This window comes from Streptomyces xanthophaeus, assembly GCF_030440515.1.
In the GTDB taxonomy this organism is placed as follows: Bacteria; Actinomycetota; Actinomycetes; order Streptomycetales; family Streptomycetaceae; genus Streptomyces; species Streptomyces kutzneri.
The window spans coordinates 1-17,301 of sequence record NZ_CP076543.1 but is presented as its reverse complement, the minus strand read 5'-3'; the positions used below and the strand labels follow the sequence as shown (position 1 = coordinate 17,301).

General features: G+C 71.9%; 14 protein-coding genes and 4 pseudogenes. 9 read left to right on the top strand and 9 right to left on the bottom strand.

All coding sequences use genetic code 11. The features are described from left to right. Positions 1-74: 74 nt before the first annotated feature. Both KO717_RS00080 and KO717_RS00075 read right to left on the bottom strand, forming a co-directional pair. Positions 75-797: a dienelactone hydrolase family protein gene (locus KO717_RS00080; RefSeq protein WP_301363629.1), complete on the bottom strand. Its 723-nt coding sequence runs from the start codon at positions 795-797 to the stop codon at positions 75-77. 208 nt (positions 798-1,005) lie between these two features. Further along, complete coding sequence (locus KO717_RS00075) at positions 1,006-1,944, bottom strand: LysR family transcriptional regulator (RefSeq protein ID WP_301374312.1); 939 nt, start codon at positions 1,942-1,944, stop codon at positions 1,006-1,008. Between the two features lie 107 nt (positions 1,945-2,051). On the opposite strand from KO717_RS00075, the gene KO717_RS00070 reads away from it, so the two are divergent. Genes KO717_RS00070 through KO717_RS00060 form a run of 3 tightly spaced genes read left to right on the top strand, consistent with a single transcriptional unit; the run spans position 2,052 to position 4,760 of the window. Further along, entirely contained in the window at positions 2,052-3,029 is a 978-nt protein-coding gene (locus KO717_RS00070; protein WP_301363627.1) for a zinc-binding dehydrogenase, read from the top strand. A gap of 4 nt (positions 3,030-3,033) precedes the next feature. Then, positions 3,034-3,687: an NAD(P)-binding oxidoreductase gene (locus KO717_RS00065; RefSeq protein WP_301363626.1), complete on the top strand. Its 654-nt coding sequence runs from the start codon at positions 3,034-3,036 to the stop codon at positions 3,685-3,687. Continuing rightward, positions 3,687-4,760, top strand: a complete 1,074-nt coding sequence (locus KO717_RS00060) for a DUF7405 family protein (protein WP_301363625.1) — start codon at positions 3,687-3,689, stop codon at positions 4,758-4,760. The genes KO717_RS00065 and KO717_RS00060 overlap by 1 nt, the downstream gene beginning before the upstream one ends. A gap of 80 nt (positions 4,761-4,840) precedes the next feature. Here the strand turns inward: KO717_RS00060 and KO717_RS00055 are convergent, their stop codons facing one another. From KO717_RS00055 to KO717_RS00030, 7 genes and pseudogenes are all read right to left on the bottom strand, one after another. Continuing rightward, positions 4,841-5,674, bottom strand: coding sequence for a helix-turn-helix transcriptional regulator (locus tag KO717_RS00055; protein ID WP_301363624.1), 834 nt, complete (start codon positions 5,672-5,674; stop codon positions 4,841-4,843). A 262-nt stretch (positions 5,675-5,936) separates the two neighbouring features. Further along, positions 5,937-6,659: pseudogene (locus KO717_RS37265) on the bottom strand (helix-turn-helix domain-containing protein); the annotation flags it as partial. A gap of 440 nt (positions 6,660-7,099) precedes the next feature. Further along, positions 7,100-7,546 (bottom strand): Ldh family oxidoreductase, encoded by a 447-nt coding sequence (locus KO717_RS00050; RefSeq protein ID WP_301363623.1) that lies wholly within the window; start codon positions 7,544-7,546, stop codon positions 7,100-7,102. Between the two features lie 2 nt (positions 7,547-7,548). Beyond that, the gene (locus KO717_RS00045; protein WP_301363622.1) at positions 7,549-7,836 is read right to left on the bottom strand and encodes an Ldh family oxidoreductase; all 288 of its coding nucleotides are present in this window, start codon (positions 7,834-7,836) and stop codon (positions 7,549-7,551) included. 154 nt (positions 7,837-7,990) lie between these two features. Next, positions 7,991-8,764, bottom strand: coding sequence for an alpha/beta fold hydrolase (locus tag KO717_RS00040; protein WP_301363621.1), 774 nt, complete (start codon positions 8,762-8,764; stop codon positions 7,991-7,993). Beyond that, positions 8,701-10,287: an FAD-dependent monooxygenase gene (locus KO717_RS00035; protein ID WP_301363620.1), complete on the bottom strand. Its 1,587-nt coding sequence runs from the start codon at positions 10,285-10,287 to the stop codon at positions 8,701-8,703. The genes KO717_RS00040 and KO717_RS00035 overlap by 64 nt, the downstream gene beginning before the upstream one ends. A gap of 235 nt (positions 10,288-10,522) precedes the next feature. Next, the gene (locus KO717_RS00030; RefSeq protein ID WP_301363619.1) at positions 10,523-10,921 is read right to left on the bottom strand and encodes a nuclear transport factor 2 family protein; all 399 of its coding nucleotides are present in this window, start codon (positions 10,919-10,921) and stop codon (positions 10,523-10,525) included. 149 nt (positions 10,922-11,070) lie between these two features. Here KO717_RS00030 and KO717_RS37440 point away from each other — a divergent pair. From KO717_RS37440 to KO717_RS00010, 6 genes and pseudogenes are all read left to right on the top strand, one after another. Beyond that, positions 11,071-12,535: pseudogene (locus KO717_RS37440) on the top strand (MFS transporter). Positions 12,536-12,638: 103 nt separating this feature from the next. Then, positions 12,639-12,752, top strand: a pseudogene (locus KO717_RS37250) (FAD-dependent monooxygenase); the annotation flags it as partial. Positions 12,753-12,817: 65 nt separating this feature from the next. Beyond that, positions 12,818-13,642: pseudogene (locus KO717_RS37245) on the top strand (FAD-dependent oxidoreductase); the annotation flags it as partial. A gap of 523 nt (positions 13,643-14,165) precedes the next feature. After that, entirely contained in the window at positions 14,166-14,744 is a 579-nt protein-coding gene (locus KO717_RS00015; protein WP_301363617.1) for a hypothetical protein, read from the top strand. Continuing rightward, positions 14,741-15,211 carry a 3-oxoacyl-[acyl-carrier-protein] synthase III C-terminal domain-containing protein gene (locus KO717_RS37240; protein ID WP_367401569.1) on the top strand — a complete coding sequence of 157 codons (471 nt, stop codon included), beginning with the start codon at positions 14,741-14,743 and terminating at the stop codon, positions 15,209-15,211. The genes KO717_RS00015 and KO717_RS37240 overlap by 4 nt, the downstream gene beginning before the upstream one ends. Positions 15,212-15,278: 67 nt before the next feature. Then, positions 15,279-16,793, top strand: a complete 1,515-nt coding sequence (locus KO717_RS00010; RefSeq protein WP_301363615.1) for a ScbA/BarX family gamma-butyrolactone biosynthesis protein — start codon at positions 15,279-15,281, stop codon at positions 16,791-16,793. Positions 16,794-17,301: the final 508 nt, after the last annotated feature.

Here is a 17,301-nt window from a genome sequence, read left to right as displayed (position 1 = left end):
GGGAGCCGTCCTCCAAGGGAGCGGCATCCCGGCCCGCGCCGCCTACCGTCCGCCAGGGGCCCGGCGGCCCCGCCTCACTTCAAATGCCGGCCGAAGAACCGGCTCCCGTCCTCCACCTCGAACCACGGGGTGCCGGTGTGTCCGCCCGGATTGGCGTGCAGCGTCTTCTCCTTGCTGCCGAAGGAGTCGAACAGGTCCAGGGCCCGCTGCCGGGGATTGCCCTCGTCGTCCCACTGCAGCAGGAACAGCAGCGGAACGGTGACCTGCCGGGCCTCCTCGCGCTGGGCGCGCGGCACGTAACCCCCGGCGAAGAAACCGGCGGCCGCGATGCGCGGCTCGCTCACCGCGAGGCGGATGCCGACGGCGGTCCACCCCGAGTAGCCGACCGGGCCGCCGATCTCGGGCAGCGTGAGGAGGGCGTCCAGGGTGGTCCGCCATTCCGGGACCGCCTTTTCCACCAGCGGGCCGATGAAGGACTCGAAGATCTCCTCGACCGGCTCGCCGGCCTGCACCGCCCGGCGCAGACCGGCGCGGGCCTGCTCGTCGGCGGCGCAGCGGGGCCGGTCGCCGCACCCGGCGGCGTCGATGGAGGCCACCGCGTAGCCCTGCGCCGCCGAGTGCCGGGCCCGGGCCACCAGCCGGGCCGCCCCCCTGGGCAGGCCGTTGTTGTGCGCCATCAGGATCAGCGGGACCGCAACGGCGGATCCGGGCGTCCACAGGGTGCCGGGGATCTCGCCGAGGGTGAATTCGCGTTCGAGGACGCCGTCGTCGAGGCGCTGTTCGGAAGTGAAGTGCATGGTCGTGCCCTTTCGGGAGTGCTCGCGAGCGGCGCTCCCGGACGGCCTGCCTACCGTCCGACCGTGACCCCGCAGGGGAGCACCCGTGTCGATACTGCGTTCACGGGTACCACCTCCTCGTTCTCTCGCACGGCCTCCGCGAACGTAGCAGTGCCCGCCGGGCCCGCCAAGCAGATTTCCCGCGGCCACCACGCCTCCCGTCCGCCGGTCACGCCCCAGCCCCCGGACCCCGCGCGGCCGCCCCGTCCTCCAGCCAGCCCGCCTCCCGGGCCGCCTCCAGCGCGGCATTCGTGAAGTGCGTGACGATCGGCGACGGCGAGATCTCCGGCAGCACCAGATGGGTGGCCAGCGGCCGGACCCCCGGCGCGAGCGGCACCCAGCGCAGCCACCCCGGCAGCTGGTCACCGGACGACGCGGCGACCAGACCCACCGTGCGGGCGTCCCGCAGCACGCTCTGCGTCGGATCGAAAGCCATCGGACGCTCCGTCAGCCGCGGTACCAGCCCCGCCCCCCGGAACACCGCCAGCACCTCGTCGTAGTGGCCCGGGTTGGCCTCCCGCTCGTGCAGCACCAGCGGGAAGGCCGCGACCTCGGCCAAGGTCAGCTCACGCCGCCCGGCCAGCGGATGGGCGGCCGCCAGCAACACCCCGCGCGGCTCCGTACGCACCAGCAGCAGCCGCACCCCCGCCACCGCCTCCGGCGAACGCGCGATCCCCGCATCCGCCCGCCCGTCCAGCACCGCATGCGCGATATCGGGGGTCCGCAGCACCTCGGCAGCCACCTGGACATCCGGCAGCCGCGCCCGCACCGCCTCCACCAGATTTGGCACCGTCCCGTACCCCGTACTGGTGCTGTACACCAGACGCAGCCGCCCCAGCTCACCGCGCCCCGCCCGGCGGGCCGCCTCCCACACGTCCTCCAGCGCGGCCAGCGCACCCGCACCACGCTGGTACACCGCCTGCCCGGCCTCCGTCAGGCGCACCACCCGGGTGGTGCGGTGCAGCAGCAGCACACCCAGCCGGCTCTCCAGCCGGCGGATCTGCGTGCTCAACGCCGGCTGCGCGATGTGCAGCCGGGCCGCCGCCCGCGTGAAACTGCCCTCCTCGGCCACGGCCAGGAAGTAGCGCAGCAGTCTCGCCTCGGGCATCGTCACCCCGCCATCGTAGAGGCGCCGCCCCATTCATATCCGGGGGTTATCAACCCAGACAGAGCTGGTCTTTCCCTCCCGGCCGGGCCCCTGCCTACCGTCGGTCCATGACCCCTTCCCGCACCTCTCCCGCCTCCGCCCACCCCGCGCCGCCGGTCCCGCCCCGGCGGATGCGCGCCTGGATCGGCACCCCCGACGGCCCCGACCTGCGCACCGTCGACCTGCCCGAACCGGCCCCGGACCAGGCACTGGTGAGCGTCGCCGCCTTCTCCGTCAACCGCGGCGAACTCAACCTGTTCCGGCGCCGCGCCGAGGGCTGGCGGCCCGGCCAGGACCTGGCCGGCACCGTCGTACGGGCCGCCGCCGACGGCAGCGGCCCCGCCGCCGGGACCCGCATAGCGGCGATGAATGACTTCGGCGGCTGGGCCCAGTACGCGGCCGTCCCCGTCGACCGCCTCGCCGTCCTCCCCGACGCGGTGGCCTTCCCCGAGGCCGCCACCCTCGGCGTCGCCGGACTGACCGCCCTGCGCGCCCTGCGCCGCGGCGGACCGCTGCTGGGCCGCCGCGTCCTGGTCACCGGGGCCAGCGGCGGCGTCGGCTCCTTCGCCGTGCAACTGGCCGCCGCCGAGGGCGCCGAGGTGACGGCACTGACCGGAACCCACCGCGACCTCGACCTGAAAGCACTGGGCGCCCACCACGTGGTCACCTCGCTCGCCGACGCAGAAGGCGACTTCGACATGATCCTCGAATCCGTCGGCGGAGAAGTACTCGTCACCGCCCTCAAACGGCTCTCGGCCCTCGGCCACATCGTGGTCCTCGGCACCTCCTCCGGCCGCACGGCCTCCCTGAGCATCTCCTCCTTCGTGCCCCACGCACGCCAGACCCTCCACCCCTTCTGGGTGTTCGGGTCCGGCGAACCCGTCGGCGAGGACCTGGAACTGCTGGTCCGCCTGATCGACCTCGGCCGGCTGCGGCCGGCCCTGGGCCACCAGGACACCTGGGAACGGCTCCCCGAGGTGATGGAGTCGCTGCGCGAGCGCCGGATCGCCGGCAAGGCCACCCTCCTCATCCACGACGGGGCGTGAGGACGTGGCACGGATCGTCGTCGCCGGCTCGCCCTACCGGGCCGGCACCGGGAAGATCATCGCCTCGGCGGCCGCCGGACGCGGCCACACCATCCGCTACGTCAGCGACCTCGGCAACCCGGCCCGCCCCGACGACCTCGGCGAACTGACCGACGCCGCCACCGTCCTGGAAGCCGCCGACGCCGTCGTCCTCGTCCCCCAACGGGGCGACGCCCGGATCCACACCGAACGGGCCACCCGCGTACTGCTGGAACAGGTACGCCGCCACCGGCCCGCCGCGCACTTCGTCCTCTTCAGCTCCTTCGCCGTCGGCCACGGACCCGCCCACCCCCTCAACCGGATCAACGACACCCTGCTCCCGGCCCGGGTCGCCGCCGAACAACTGGTACGCGCCGGCGGCCTGCCCTACACCATCGTGCGGCCCACCTGGATGACCGACGACCCGCCCGGCAGCCACGCCCTGACCCTCAGCCAGCACCCCCACGGCGACGGCATGGTGGCCCGCTCCGACATGGCCGCCGCGATCGTCGCAGCCATCGAACAGCCCGCCAGCCGGTCCACGACCTTCAGCCTGTTCAACGAACCCGGCACCCCCGTGGCCGACTGGGCCGCAGCATTCGCGGCCCTGCGCCGCGACGAACCGCAGAAGGAGCTGTGATGCCCGCACGCCCCGCCGCCCAGCACGCCTGGGAGGACACCTTCCGCTCCGACGAGGCCGGCCGCGCACTGCCGCCCCGCCACCACCGGCTCCTCATGCTCGACGTCACGGGCACCCCCGAACGGGCCGACGCCCGGCACCTGGAGGCCGCCCTCACCGCCCTGGAAGAGCGCTACGGGCACGGGCCCGACGGCATCCTGATGTGCATGGGCTGGGGCCCGGGCTGGTTCGAACGGCACACACGGCTGCGTTCCCCGGTCGGCCGGCCCGTCCCGATGGCCCGCTGGGAGAACCCGGTGCTGGAGGAGTACGACGCCTGCCTCCACCTCGCCTCCGACCGGGAGGAGACACTCACCGAGGCCGCCGCCTCGCTCTTCGGGCCCGGACCGCAGGACCAGCGCAGGCGCCTCGAACTGCGCGAGACCCGCAGCGGCTTCGTCGGGCAGGGCCTGCCCGCCGAACGGCGCCCGCAGGCCGGCGTCCCCGACGAGGCCCCCCTGCTGCTGGGCTTCCACTCGGGACTGCGGCGCAACCAGGCCACCGAGGAAGAGGTCTCGATCACCGCGGGACCACTGGCCGGCGGCACCACCATGCACGTCAGCTACATCGTCCTCGACACCGACAGCTGGTACGAGCAGCACGAGGACGAACGCGCCGCACTGATGTACTCGCCCCGGACCACCGCGAAAGAAGCACACGCCCTGGTCGAGGACGCCGAGAGCGACCGTACGGAGCTCGCGGCGGTGGCCGCCGCCCACGGACGGGTCGGCCATGCCCAGGCCACCGGGCGGGCCCGGCTCGCCGGCCGTCCGCGGATCAACCGCAGGGACTTCGCGACGATGGACCACGGGGTGCCCGGCACCCACTTCGTGTCCCTGCAGCGCACCATGGAGGACTTCCACGCCACCCGGGCGATGATGAACGCCGCCGACGCCTCCACCCACCACGGCGGGATCGGCGTGCGCCGCAACAACGGCATCAACGCCTTCATGGACGTCCGCAGCCGCGCCACCTTCGCCGTGCCCCCGCGCGCCGGGCGCGCCTACCCGGGGCTGCCACAGCCGCACGCCTGAGCCGGCCGGGCCCCTCGCCGACGCGCGCCCCCGCGGAGCGACGGCTGCCGGGCCCGGCCGCGGCGGCCGGCCGCGGTGCATCAGACGGACCGCCCGGCGACCCGGGCGAGCAGATCGTCCAGCGCCGCGGCGGACACGGAACCGGGTTCCGGGCTGAACACCACGGCCCACTCCCCGTTCTGCGCCCCCTCCTCCAGCACCACCCGGGAAAGCTCCATGGAACCCACCGCGGGATGCTCGAAACGGAAGAGGACACCACAGTCGTCCTCGTCCCTCCTCTCCCCGGCCGGCCGCGACCACAGCTGCGCGAACTCACCGCTCCCCGCGGCCAGTTCGGCCACCAGGCGGGTCAGCTCCTCGTCCGGATGCTGCTCCACCGCCCGCCGCAGAGCCCCGACGAGCCCGGAGACCTGCCGCTGCCCGGGCCCGTACAGCGCCCGCGTCGCCCCGTCGAGGAAGAGCATCCGGGCCAGGTTGGGCCGGACGTCCTCGACCGGCCAGTCCAGGTCCCAGGCGAGCAGCGCCTGCCCCGGCAGGTTCCAGCCGGTGATGTCGTAGCGGTGGTTGAAGGCGATGACCGGCAGCATGGGCACGGCCCGGGTCAGGTGGCCGAGCCCCCGCAGCCGGGACGTACCGGGGGAGGCCCCGAGCCGGAACAGTTCGGCCCGCTCGTCCGCCCCGAGGTGCAGCGCCGATGCCAGCGCATGGAGTGCGGACAGGGACACACGGCCGGCCCGGCCGTCCTCGATGTCGGCGTAGCGGTCGGCGTCGAGCCCCGCGGCCCGGGCCAGTTCGGCGGGCAGCAGACAGGGCGCGGTCCGGGGGCCCGCGCCCGCCGGCACCCCCGTCTGCCCGGGGGCCGTGCGCAGGCGGTGGGAGCGCAGGAAGTGGCTGAGGTCGGCGAAGGATTCCATGGGTCCAGTCTCGGCGAGGCGTTGATCCCCTCGCCTGCCCCTGCTGGTCATCCTCAGCGGGAATTGACGGATTCTCGACTCCCTGCCCACCGGCGCCGGCGTCCTTCCGGCACGGGCCGCTAGCCGCCGCCGCGGCCTTCCAGGAGGACGCGCAGCGCCTCTTCCTCAAGGGAGGCGGGCTCCGCGTGGTACAGCACGATGCACTGGTCGGGGAGTCGGGAAGGCGCAGGCTCTCGAAAGCCAGGGTCAGTTCACCGACGGCCGGGTGGTGGAGATGGCGCGTACCGAACGTCTTGTCCCACACCACGTGTCCCGACCAGATCTCGGTGAACTCCGGGCTCGCGTGGGAGAGACGCTCGATCAGCTCGACCAGTTCCGGGTCGCCCGGGAAGCGGCCGGCCATCATCCGCAGGTACCCCGCCATCTCGACCGCCTCGTCGTTCCAGCGGGGATACAGGGCGCGGGCGCCGGGGTGGAGGAAGACGAGCTCGGCCAGGTTCGGCGGGGTGTCCCGGGCGAGGAGTTCCTCGATGTCGATGTGTCCGGAGAACATGGTCCGGGCCAGGGCGTTCCAGGCGAGGATGTCCATCTGCCGGCCCAGCACGACCGCCGGACCCTGGAGGTAGGCGGAGATCATCCGGGCCACCGCGGGCCGCACCTCCTCGGCCGCCTTGGCCGGGCGCGCGAGCTCGGCGGCGCGGGACAGGTTGTGCAGGTGGGCCCGCTCGCCCGGGTTCAGGCGCAGCGCGTTGGCGATGGCGTCCAGCACCTCGGGCGAGGCGCTGCGGTTCTGCCCCTGCTCCAGGCGCGTGTAGTAGTTGACGCTGACCTGGGCGATGTGGGCGACCTCCTCCCTGCGCAGCCCCCGCACCCGCCGTCTCTTGCCGTCGCTGGGCAGGCCGATGTCGTCCGGCGACAGCAGGCTGCGCCGTACCTGAAGGAACTTTCCAAGATCAGAATCTCGAACTCCCGTCGCCCGCTGCATTCTTTTTTCGCCTTTCGCTGCCCGCGCACTGCGCTGAAACATCCGCCGAATACTAGCCGATGGGAAACGTGGGGAAGTGCCGTCCGCGGCCCGGCTGATTCACGCCACACGGGCCTCCTTACAAAGGAAACCCGGAACGGCGAATTCCGGCCCGTGACGTCCGTCACTCCGCATAACTGGGGGCCAAGATCCCATGCGGCAAGGCGATTTGGCGAGCAGAGCAGGACCGGCGAGTCCACCTGCAGGGGAACACCGGCAACAATTCAGCCAGCGCCGCGGTATTCCCGGGCGGGCTCCCGGTGGCGACGTTACTGGTCACTTACCGTGTAAATCCACCTTGATTGTTGAGGTGTGTACGATTTTTGGTTCGGGTGTGTACTACCTGCTTCCCGCGCCTTCTCCAGGAGGGTCGGTAAATAGAAAAGGTCCGGAGTGTTTACTCACGGACATTCGGAACGGGTGGGCCGCCGCCGGTCCAGCGCCCGTACCGGCGTCACCTTGACCAGAGCCGCGATCCGCACCAGCTCCTCCAGTACCGGAACCGGCAGGGTCAACCGCGGCCGCACCGCCCCCGCGCCGGCCGGCGCGACCATTGCGGCCGGCCGCGCGGCGCCCGCCGCCGCTGCGCTCAGACACATCAGGAACTGGCTTGTTACCGCCCCCTCCCGGAGCACCCCCGCACCCCCTCCCGACCGGGCCGCACGCGTGGTGATGACACCGAAGGCACCGCCCCGCGCCGCCCGCCCGGAATACCAGGCCGTGATGCCGACATGGCGTGAATGCTGCACCGAGACCACCGACGAACCATGCACCCGGGCCTGCTCCACCGCCTGATCCACGGCGAAGGCCAGCGCGGGCTGCCCCAGCCCGTGATGCGCGTCGATCACCGTCACATCCCGTACCGGCGCACGATCTCGGGCCGCGCCGCGCCGTTGATCGTTCCCCCCAGCAGCCCCTGCACGTACGGGAGCAGCCGCACCACACCGTGCCGGGCCGTCCCCGCGAGATCCGCGGCCACCAGCACCTCGGCCGTCAGATCCGCGTCGGCCGGGCGGACACCCGCCGACTCCAGGGCCGCACTGACGAACGCGGTCAGCTCATGCCCCGCCACCACCGCCACCAGCCCCGTCCCGGGCCCGCGCACCCCCGCGGGCGCCGCCGTCATCACCTTCGGCATCCGCTCTCCCTCCTCCAGCTCTTGCGCCGGCCCGCGGACCGGTCCCGGACAGGCCGAAGGCGGATGCCCGGGCAACCGACAGGAGAGTCACCGGACATCCGCCTCCGCCTCCTCGGCGCCCCGCCCGCGGGGGACGGGGGAGGGGCAGCCAGGACTATTGGGAGAGGAACTCCTCCAGCAGGGTGGCCAGCGCGACCGGGGTCTCCACCATCGGGTAGTGGCCGGCGTTCCCGACCACGGCCAGCTGCCCGTTCGGATAGTGCTTCATCCACGTCTCCTGCATCGACTCCGCCGTCACCGCCGGATCGTGCTCACCGACCACCACCAGCGCCGGCACCTGGGCACCGCTCACCCGGTCCGCGAAATCGGTGGTGCGGAAGGAATCCAGGTAGCTGCGGAAAGCGACCGGCCCGACCTCCTTCATCGAAGACTCGGCGAAAGCCGTCACCCAGTGCGGGGACAGCCGGTTCCCCGTCGTCAGATCGATGACGATGCGACGGTTCTCGACCTTGTGCGCGGCCTCCGCGAACAGCGGGAAGTCCGAGTCCGGGATCGGCATGCCGCCCGCGGGCACCGGGCTCAGCCCCACGATCCGCCGCACCCGCTGCGGGGCCTTCAGCAGCACCTGCTGGATCGGCTGCCCGCCCAGCGAGTGCCCGATCAGCGAGAAGTCCTGCCAGCCCATGTCGTTGGCCAGCGTCAGCACGTCCGAGGCGATCTCGTCCGTCGTGTACGTACCGGCCACGTCCAGGCTGCGCCCGAAGCCCCGGGCATCCATGAACGCATACGTGAAACGCGACCCGTCCAGGTACGGCCACAGCGGCGAGAACGACTGGTGCCCGCCGAAGAGGGAATGCAGCACGATCACCTTGTGCGGGCCGGAGCCCACCATGTGGGCGAAGGGAACGGATCCGGAGCTCTGGTACATGTCTTCTTCCTCCAGCGGGAGTTCAACGGTCGGTGAAAAGCCGGCCTCCGGAGCGGTACCCGCCCCGGGGACCAGAAGGCGGTCGAGAGTGTCGTACAGCTCGCGCAGCTCCTCGCGGTGCCCGTGCAGGACGATGTGCCCGTCCGGCCGCACCAGATGGAAACCGGCATGCCGGCAGTGCAGTTCACGGGCGGCCGACGCGGCCGGGCCCCGCCCGGCAGCGCCGCGGTGTCCACCACCCGCACCTGGCCGGCCCACGGCCCGGCCAGCCGGCGTACCGCATCCGCCAGGCCACGGTCCGGATCCTTCTCACCCGGCAGCACCACCAGATGCAGCCGGACCGGATCGGCAGCCGGCCCGGCCACCCCCAGCGCCACGGCCAGCGGCCGCGGCAGGGCCGCACCCTCCCGGGCGTGCCGGCGCAGACCCGCCCGGGCCGAGCACCAGTGCACGGGCCGCGCACGCCTGGGCCCCTCCGTGACCGGGCCGTAGACCCAGCGCCGCCCCGCGGCCACCGGCACGTAGAAGCGGTCCAGGACCCCCGTACGGTCCAGGGCCCGCATCGCCGTGTCCCGCAGCGTGACCTGACTGCCCCGGGTCCACATCGCGGCCCGGGTCTGCAGGTCGGTGTCGCGGACCACGGCATCGGCCACCGCGGCCCGCTCGGGCGTATAACTCTCCAGCAGCCCGGTCCGCGCCTCACCGCGCACCACCGAAGCCAGCTTCCAGGCGATGTTCTGGGCGTCCTGGATCCCGGTGTTCAGACCCTGCCCGCCCATCGGACTGTGCGCGTGCGCGGCGTCCCCGGCCAGGAAGACCCGGCCGAGCTGGAACGAGGCGGCCCGGCGCCGGTGCACCCGGAAGGTGGTCACCCAGTCCGGGTCCGTCAGCCGCAGCCCGCCGGGCCCGCGCAGGTCCACCAGCCGCTGCATGTCGGCCAGCGTCCCGTCCGCCATGTCCGCAGGAGCATTGGTGAAGAAACGGAACAGCCCGAACGGCTGCGGCACGATCGCCAGCACACCCATCCGTGACTGGTAGTAGTGGATCTCATCGGGCTCCAGCGGGTCGCCCGCCACCTTCGCATCCGTGATCAGGAACCGGTTCTCGTACGTGGCACCCTCGTAGGCGATGCCCAGCTGCCGGCGCACCGCACTCGTCGCACCGTCCGCGCCGATCACCCACGGCACGGCGGCCCGCTCGACGCTCCCGTCCGCATGCTCCAGCACCGCGGTGACCGGCCGGCCCTCGCGTATCGCCCCGCTGAAGTCCACGTCCTGCAGCGACACCAGCCGCACACCGCGCTCCACACGGCCGCCGAGCCGGTGCAGACCCTCGGCCAGCACCTCCTCGGTGAGCCGCTGGGGCAGGCAGTAGGGAGCCATGTCATCGGCCATCCGCATCCGGGTGACCGGCTTCTTCTCCGAGTAGTACGTCATCTGCCGCAGCTTGACCGCGACCTGGCCGACACCCCCGGAGAGCCCGAGGTCCTCCAGGATGTCCAGGGTGCGCGGCCACACCAGCATCGCCTTGGAATGGACGCTGGGGCCGGGGCCGCGTCCACGATTCTGACGCGGACCCCCCCCGCAGCAGTTCACAGGCCGCGGTCAGGCCGGTCGGGCCGGCACCTACGACCAGGACGTCGTAGGCATCCGGCCGCGCCGCGTCCGCGCCGCTGTCTTCGTCAATGGGGTACCGGGTGGTCATCGAAGCCTCTTTCACGCTCGCCGTCCGAAGCCGGATCGAAGTGGGCCGGACGGCTCAGAGGAAGGCCAGGGAGATGGCGTAGCTGTCCTCGTGCATGCGGTAGCGGGTGATCAGCCCGTCCGAGACGTGCAGCTCGACCGCGAACTCAGAGGTGAACGCCTTGCCGGTGGCGTTCACCCGGTAGCGGAAACGCCCCAGGGCAACAGCCGTGCCGTCCTCGGCCAGGATCCGCTCGACGGCGAACTCCTCCGGCGTCAGGTTCTCGCCCGCCTGCTTGAAGAAGTCCGCGACCTCGCCGCGGGTGGTACGCCGTCCCATCCACGGAATCAGCGCGGTGTCACCGGGAGTGAACCAGTCGAGGGGCTCCGCCAGCAGTTCCAGGGCACGGTCGGCCTCGCCTGCACCGAGCCGGCCGAAGAAGTCTTCGACTACGGAGCGTGTGGAATTCGTCATGCCCCGAAACGTATTCACGACCGGCCCGCATGAGACAGACCCAGCCAGTGGTACCCACCGCAGCCCTATGAAACAGCGGGTACTGGCTAGCCCCCCACACCCCGCAGATGCTCGGAACACCCCAACCGGCAGGAAGCGAAAGGTCTCTCATGTCAACGGTCAACAGCCCCGAGGAGACTCGGGCAGATCATTCGCCGGGCCCGGCCCCCGCACCCGAGCGGATGACGAAGCGGCAGACACTCATCCTGCTCCTGCTGCTCGGCGCGCAGTTCACCCTGGCGGTGGACTTCTCCATCATGAACGTGGCAGTCCCCGTCATCGGCCGCGAACTCGACTTCGCCACCGAGAACCTCCAGTGGATCGCCACCGCCTTCGCACTCAGCGCCGCCGGATTCAGCCTCCTCTTCGGCCGCGTCGCCGACCTCGTCGGAGCCCGCAAGGTCTTCCTCGCAGGCCTCGTCCTGCTGACCCTCTCCTCCCTGGCAGGCGGCCTCGTCGACTTCGCAGGCCCCCTCCTCGCCGCCCGCGTGGCACAAGGCCTGGCGACCGCCATGGTCACCCCCGCCGGCCTCGCCCTGCTCATCACCTCCTTCCCCGAAGGACCCCTGCGCGACCGCGCACTCGGACTCAACGGCGCGATGCTCTCCGCCGGCTTCACCTGCGGCGCCATCGTCGGCGGCCTGCTCACCGACACCCTCAGCTGGCGCTGGGGCTTCTTCATCAACATCCCGATCGGCATCCTCCTGATCGTCGTCACCCCCCTGCTCCTCAAGGGCTCCCGCTCCCACGGCGGCAAACTCGACATCCCCGGCCCGTCTCCGTCAGCGCCGGCCTCATCGCCCTCGTCTACGGCATCTCCGCCGCGGGCCAGTACGGCTGGGGCGACCCCACCACCCTGATCTCCCTCGCCGTCGCATCGTCCTCCTCGTCGTCTTCGGCTTCGTGGAGCTCAACGCCAGCGAACCGCTGGCACCCCTGCGCATCCTCGGCCGCCGCAGCGTCACCTGGGGCAACATCGGCGGCGCCGCCACCTTCATCGGCTTCACCGCCATGATCTTCCTGCTCACCCTCTACCTGCAGGAAGTCCTCGGCTACTCGGCCATCGCCACCGGCCTGACCTTCGGCGTCCTCGGCGTCGGCGCCTTCCTCGGAGGCGTCACCGCCCCCCGCTGGATCGGCGTCCTCGGCAGCAGCCGGGCCGTACTCGTCGCAGGCCTGCTCATCCAGGGCATCACCGTCGGCGCGCTCTACTTCGCCGGCGACGCCCGCACCTGGCTCTACGGAGTCCTGGGACTTGCCTTCCTCAGCAGCTACGCCCACGTCGCCGCCATCGTCGGCTTCATGGTCACCGCCACCTCCGGCCTGCCCAACGAACAGCAGGGCCTCGCCACCGGCATCACCACCCTCACCCAGCAGGTCAGCATCACCATCGGCATCCCGATCATGAGCGCCATCGCCACCGCCCAGATCCGCAGCCTCTCCAGCGAACCGGTCAAGGCCGCGACCCTGTCCGGCATCAACCTCGCGATCCTCGTCAACGGCCTCATCCTCATCGCCGTCGCCCTGCTGGTCGCCCTCTTCCTCCGCAACCGCCGCACCGCCGGCCGCCACTGACCGCCCCGGCCGGCACCGAACGACCGTCGCCGGGGGCCCGGACCCACCCCCGACCGCGCCCCCGGCGACGGCCACGCCCGTACGCAGAGAAAGCGACGAACCGATGAACCGGAACACCCCGCGCGCCCGGGCGACCGACCACCACCACACCACCGACATCCTGATCGTCGGCGCCGGCCCCACCGGACTGATGCTCGGCTGCCTCCTGCGCCACCACGGCTCCACTGCCACTGCACCGTCATCGAACAGCGCCACGACATCGACCCCCGCACCCGGGCGATCATGGTGCACGCGGCCGGACTCGAAATCCTGGACACCCTCGACCTGCGCACCGCCGTCGAAGCCAAGGGCATACGCCACACCCGCATCGACTTCCACACCCACCACCAGGCCCAGTTCACCGTGGACTTCAGCGGACTCGACACCGCCTTCCCCTACTACCTGAACGTCCCGCAGCCCGACGTCGAAGCCGTCCTCGCCGAACGCTTCACCGCCGCCGGCGGCCGGCTCCTGCGCGGCCACCGCTACACCCGCCACCACGAAGACGAACACGGCATCACCGCCCGGACCGACACCGACGGCACACCCCACACGATCACCGCCCGCCACCTCGTAGGAGCCGACGGCGCCGGCAGCGCCGTACGCACCGCCCTGGACATCGCCTTCCCCGGCATCACCTACCCCATGAGCTACCTCCTCGCCGAAGGCACCCCACTACGACCCGCCGACCCCCACGCCTCCGCCATGTACATCGGACCCGCCGGCGCGGTCTCCCTGCTGCCACTGCCGCACGGCACCGTACGCATCGCCGGACCCGTCTCGGCCGAATCCATCGACCGCGACAGCGAACTGAGCACCCAGCACTTCCAGAAAACCGTCGACACCCTCGGCTTCGGCCCCACCCTGCACTTCGAACGCGTCGACCGCATCGCCCACTACCAGGTCCACGAACGCCTCGCCGAACGCTTCACCCACGGCCGGACCGTCCTCGCCGGAGACGCCGCCCACCTCAACGCACCCGCCGGCGGCCAGGCCATGAACACCGGCTTCGGCGACGCCTGGGCACTCGCCTGGCGCTTCGCCGCCCTCCAGAACGGCTCCCAAACCACCCTCCTCGCCGACTACGACCGCGAACGCCGCGCCGCAGCCGCCCAGGTCGCCCGCTCCACCAGCGTCCTCACACTCCTCGACGCCATGCGCCGGGCCACCACCCAGGAAGCCCGCAACTCCGTACAGGAGGCGCTCACCGGATACGCCGAAGCCTGGAGCCAGCTCTACTCCACTACTACCGCACCACCCCCGCCCCCACCACACCACCCACCGACACCACACCCGGCCACCTCGTCCTGCCACCCCGCACCGGCCACCGCCTGCAGCCCGGCGCCCGCGTCCCCGGCCACCGCCCCCAACCCGGCCGCCACACCTGGCTGCACCTGCCCGGCGCCCAGCCCGACAACACCCTCCTGCCCCCGCTCACCCACACCGCAGAACTCACCCCGGCACAACGCGCCTGGCTCCCACCCGGCACCACCGCAGTCCTCGTACGCCCCGACGGCCACGTCGCCCGCACCACCCCCACCCCCACAGACACCACCACCACCGCCCACGCCGAAACCGAGAAGGAGGCAGCATGACCACCACCACGCCCCGCCCCCCGACCGGCCTCAGCATCACCGGCACCGGCAGCTACCTCCCCGAACAGCGCCTCGACCTCAACACCGAAGCCGCCCGCCACCCCGACCCCGACGCCGAACGCATCCGCGCCACCGGCTACCACACCATCGCCGCCGAACACACCCTCTACCCCGGCGACATGGCCCTCATCGCCGCCCAACGCGCCCTGGCCGCCGCCGAAACCAAACCCCAGGACATCGACCTCATCGCGGTCACCGCCATCCACCGCCACGGCCACCAACGCCTCTGGTCCCCAGCCTCCTGGCTCCAGTCCCGCCTCGGCGCCACCCACGCCCTGCCCTTCACCGTCAGCCAAGGCTGCAACGCACAGCTCCTCGTCCTCGACCTCGCCGCCGGCCTCCTCACCGGCAGCAGCCGACGCAACGCCCTCATCGTCGCCACCGACCGCTTCGCCGCCTCCGGCTTCGACCGCTTCACCGCCGACTACGGCATCGTCTACGGCGACGGAGCGGCCGCCGCCGTCCTGACCGCCGACACCCCCCCGCCCCCCAGGCCCCCGGCTGGCACGTCCTGACCATCCACAGCGTCAGCGACCCCGAACTCGAAGGACTCCACCGCCTCGACGAACCGGCCCCCGAGACACGCGCCCTCTTCGGCACCGAACACGACGTACGCGCCGCCAAGAAGCGCTACCTCGCCACCCACGGCACCGACAGCCTCCGCGAAGCCACCCGCCGAGCCGTCCGCGAGATCCGCCGCGCCCTCCTGCCCACCGGCACCGACCCCGCACTGCGCCGCGTCATCTACCCCAACCTGGGCCTGCCCCTGCTCCAGGAGAACTACTTCCCCGAATTCCCCGGCGGCGCCGAAACATCCCTGTGGGACTTCGGCGCCACCGTCGGCCACCTCGGCAGCGGCGACCAGATCGCCGGCCTCGACCACCTCGAACGCCACCACACCTTCACCACCGGCGACCGCATCCTCCTGCTCGGCGCAGGAGCCGGCTTCACCTGGACAGGAGTCCTCCTGGAACGCCGCTGACCACCCGGACGACGACGAACAAGCACCAGCAGAAGCAGCACACCACCCGAGAAAGCAGGTTCCGCACGTGACCACCGCACCCTCGCCGCTGGAACAGGACCTCGCCGCACTTGAGCTGAGCTACAGCCGCACCGTCGACCGCACACTGGTCCACCGGGACTCGCTCGGCGAAGTCTTCCTCACCGACCTCCAGCCCCTCGGCGGAGCCTCCTACGTCGCCGCCGCCCAGCTGCCCCGCTCCCACGCCTACTACGGCGACCACCTGCTCAACCCCAACGTCTACGACCCGGTCCTGCTGCTCGAAGCCTGCCGCCAGGCCGCACTCGCCGGCGCCCACGCCTACTTCTCCGTCCCCCGCACGGACAAATTCATCCTCACCCACCTGCGCGTCCACCTCTCCGCCCCCGACCGCATAGCCGTCGGCGCCACCCCCTGCCAGCTGACCCTGCACGTCACCACCAGCAACCACTACGTCCGCGAAGGCCGCACCAACGGCCTCGACTACGACGTCGACCTGCGCGTCGGCGACACCAGCATCGGCCGCGCCGGCATCGGCCTGCGCTTCAAATCCCCCGAGTCCTACACCGCCCTGCGCCTGCGCAACCGCGACCAGAGACCACTGCCCTCCTCCGCCGACCACCCGGCACCCGGCACCACCACCGGCGCACCCGTCGAGCCGTACCGCGTAGGCCGCGCCAACGCCGACAACGTCGTCCTCACCGGCATCGAAGTCGCCGGAGACACCCTGACTGCCGGGATCCGCACCCCCGGCAGCCACCCCAGCATGTTCGACCACCCGCAGGACCACCTGCCCGGCATGGTCATCGCCGAAGCCGCCCGCCAGATCGCCCTCTACGGAGCCCTCGACGTACGCGGCATGTCACCCTCCCGCACCTACCCCACCGACCTCGCCGTCACCTTCAGCCGATTCGGCGAACTCGACAGCCCCGCCACCCTCACCGCAGTCGTCGGCGAACACCGCCACACCGACCGCCCGGCCGAACCCGCCGTCTACTACACCCAGGGCGGAATCGTGGAACTCGGCGACGAACACACCCCCGACACCGACCGCGTACCCGTACGCGTCGAAGCCCACCAGGACGGCGAAAGCCTGTGCCTGCTGACCCTCAACCTCGCCCGGTCCGGACCCCCCGATGACCACCGCCGCCTTCTTCGACGTCGACGAGACACTCATCGCCTTCAAAAGCATGTTCCGCTTCCTGGCGTTCCACCTCCAACGCCGGGAGCGGCCCCCGGCACCTACGAACGCCTCACCGCACACTCCACCGCGCCGCCGCCGACGGCATCCCGCGCGCCGACATCAACCGCCGGTACTACCGCCTCTACGCGGGGGAGAGCGCGGCAGCCCTGGCAGCCTCCGGCCGAGCCTGGTTCACCCACGAACTCGCCGGCACACCCTTCATCCCCGGCCCCACCGCCCGCCCTCACCGCACACCGCCAGCGCGGCGACCTGACCGTCCTCGTCTCCGGATCCTTCTTCGCCTGCCTCGACCCCGTCGCCGAACACCTCGGCGCCGACTGGACCTTCGGCACCGGCCCGTCATCCGCCGCGGCCTCCTGACCGGCGAAGTGGTCACCCCCGCTGATCGGCACCACCAAAGGCCGCACCGCCCACGCCGTCGCCGCCATCCGCAGCCTCGACCTCACCCACTGCTCGGCCTACGGCGACCACAGCAGCGACCTCGACCTGCTCCGCGCCGTCGGCCGCCCCGTCGTCGTCGGCTCCGACCCCGTACTCACCGCACACGCACAACTCGCCGGATGGGAACGGCTGCCCGGCACACGAACGGCCGCCGAGCCCCGACCCCAGGAGACGAGAACGTGACGAACAGACCCCACACACCGGCAAACCCGATAGCAATCCGGCCACCGGCTCCTACCTGCCCGAACAGATCATCGGCAACGACCAGGTCGCCGACGCCACCGAGTCACCGACGAGTGGATCGTACGCAAGACAGGCATCCGCGAACGCCGCCACGCCGCCCCCCACGAAGCCACCTCCGACCTCGCCGCCCCCACGCCGGCCGCCGCGCCCTCGAACAAGCAGCATCCACCCCCACGACCTCTCC

What these genes read in the sequence shown, in the direction of transcription:
- KO717_RS00035 (WP_301363620.1), bottom strand. Translation starts at nt 10,287, where the DNA reads ATGCTGGTGTGGCCGCGCACCCTGGACATCCTGGAGGACCTCGGGCTC.
- KO717_RS00070 (WP_301363627.1), top strand. Translation starts at nt 2,052, where the DNA reads ATGACCCCTTCCCGCACCTCTCCCGCCTCCGCCCACCCCGCGCCGCCG.
- KO717_RS00055 (WP_301363624.1), bottom strand. Translation starts at nt 5,674, where the DNA reads ATGGAATCCTTCGCCGACCTCAGCCACTTCCTGCGCTCCCACCGCCTG.
- KO717_RS00060 (WP_301363625.1), top strand. Translation starts at nt 3,687, where the DNA reads ATGCCCGCACGCCCCGCCGCCCAGCACGCCTGGGAGGACACCTTCCGC.
- KO717_RS00045 (WP_301363622.1), bottom strand. Translation starts at nt 7,836, where the DNA reads ATGCCGAAGGTGATGACGGCGGCGCCCGCGGGGGTGCGCGGGCCCGGG.
- KO717_RS00080 (WP_301363629.1), bottom strand. Translation starts at nt 797, where the DNA reads ATGCACTTCACTTCCGAACAGCGCCTCGACGACGGCGTCCTCGAACGC.
- KO717_RS00015 (WP_301363617.1), top strand. Translation starts at nt 14,166, where the DNA reads ATGACCACCACCACGCCCCGCCCCCCGACCGGCCTCAGCATCACCGGC.
- KO717_RS00040 (WP_301363621.1), bottom strand. Translation starts at nt 8,764, where the DNA reads ATGTACCAGAGCTCCGGATCCGTTCCCTTCGCCCACATGGTGGGCTCC.
- KO717_RS00075 (WP_301374312.1), bottom strand. Translation starts at nt 1,944, where the DNA reads ATGCCCGAGGCGAGACTGCTGCGCTACTTCCTGGCCGTGGCCGAGGAG.
- KO717_RS00030 (WP_301363619.1), bottom strand. Translation starts at nt 10,921, where the DNA reads ATGACGAATTCCACACGCTCCGTAGTCGAAGACTTCTTCGGCCGGCTC.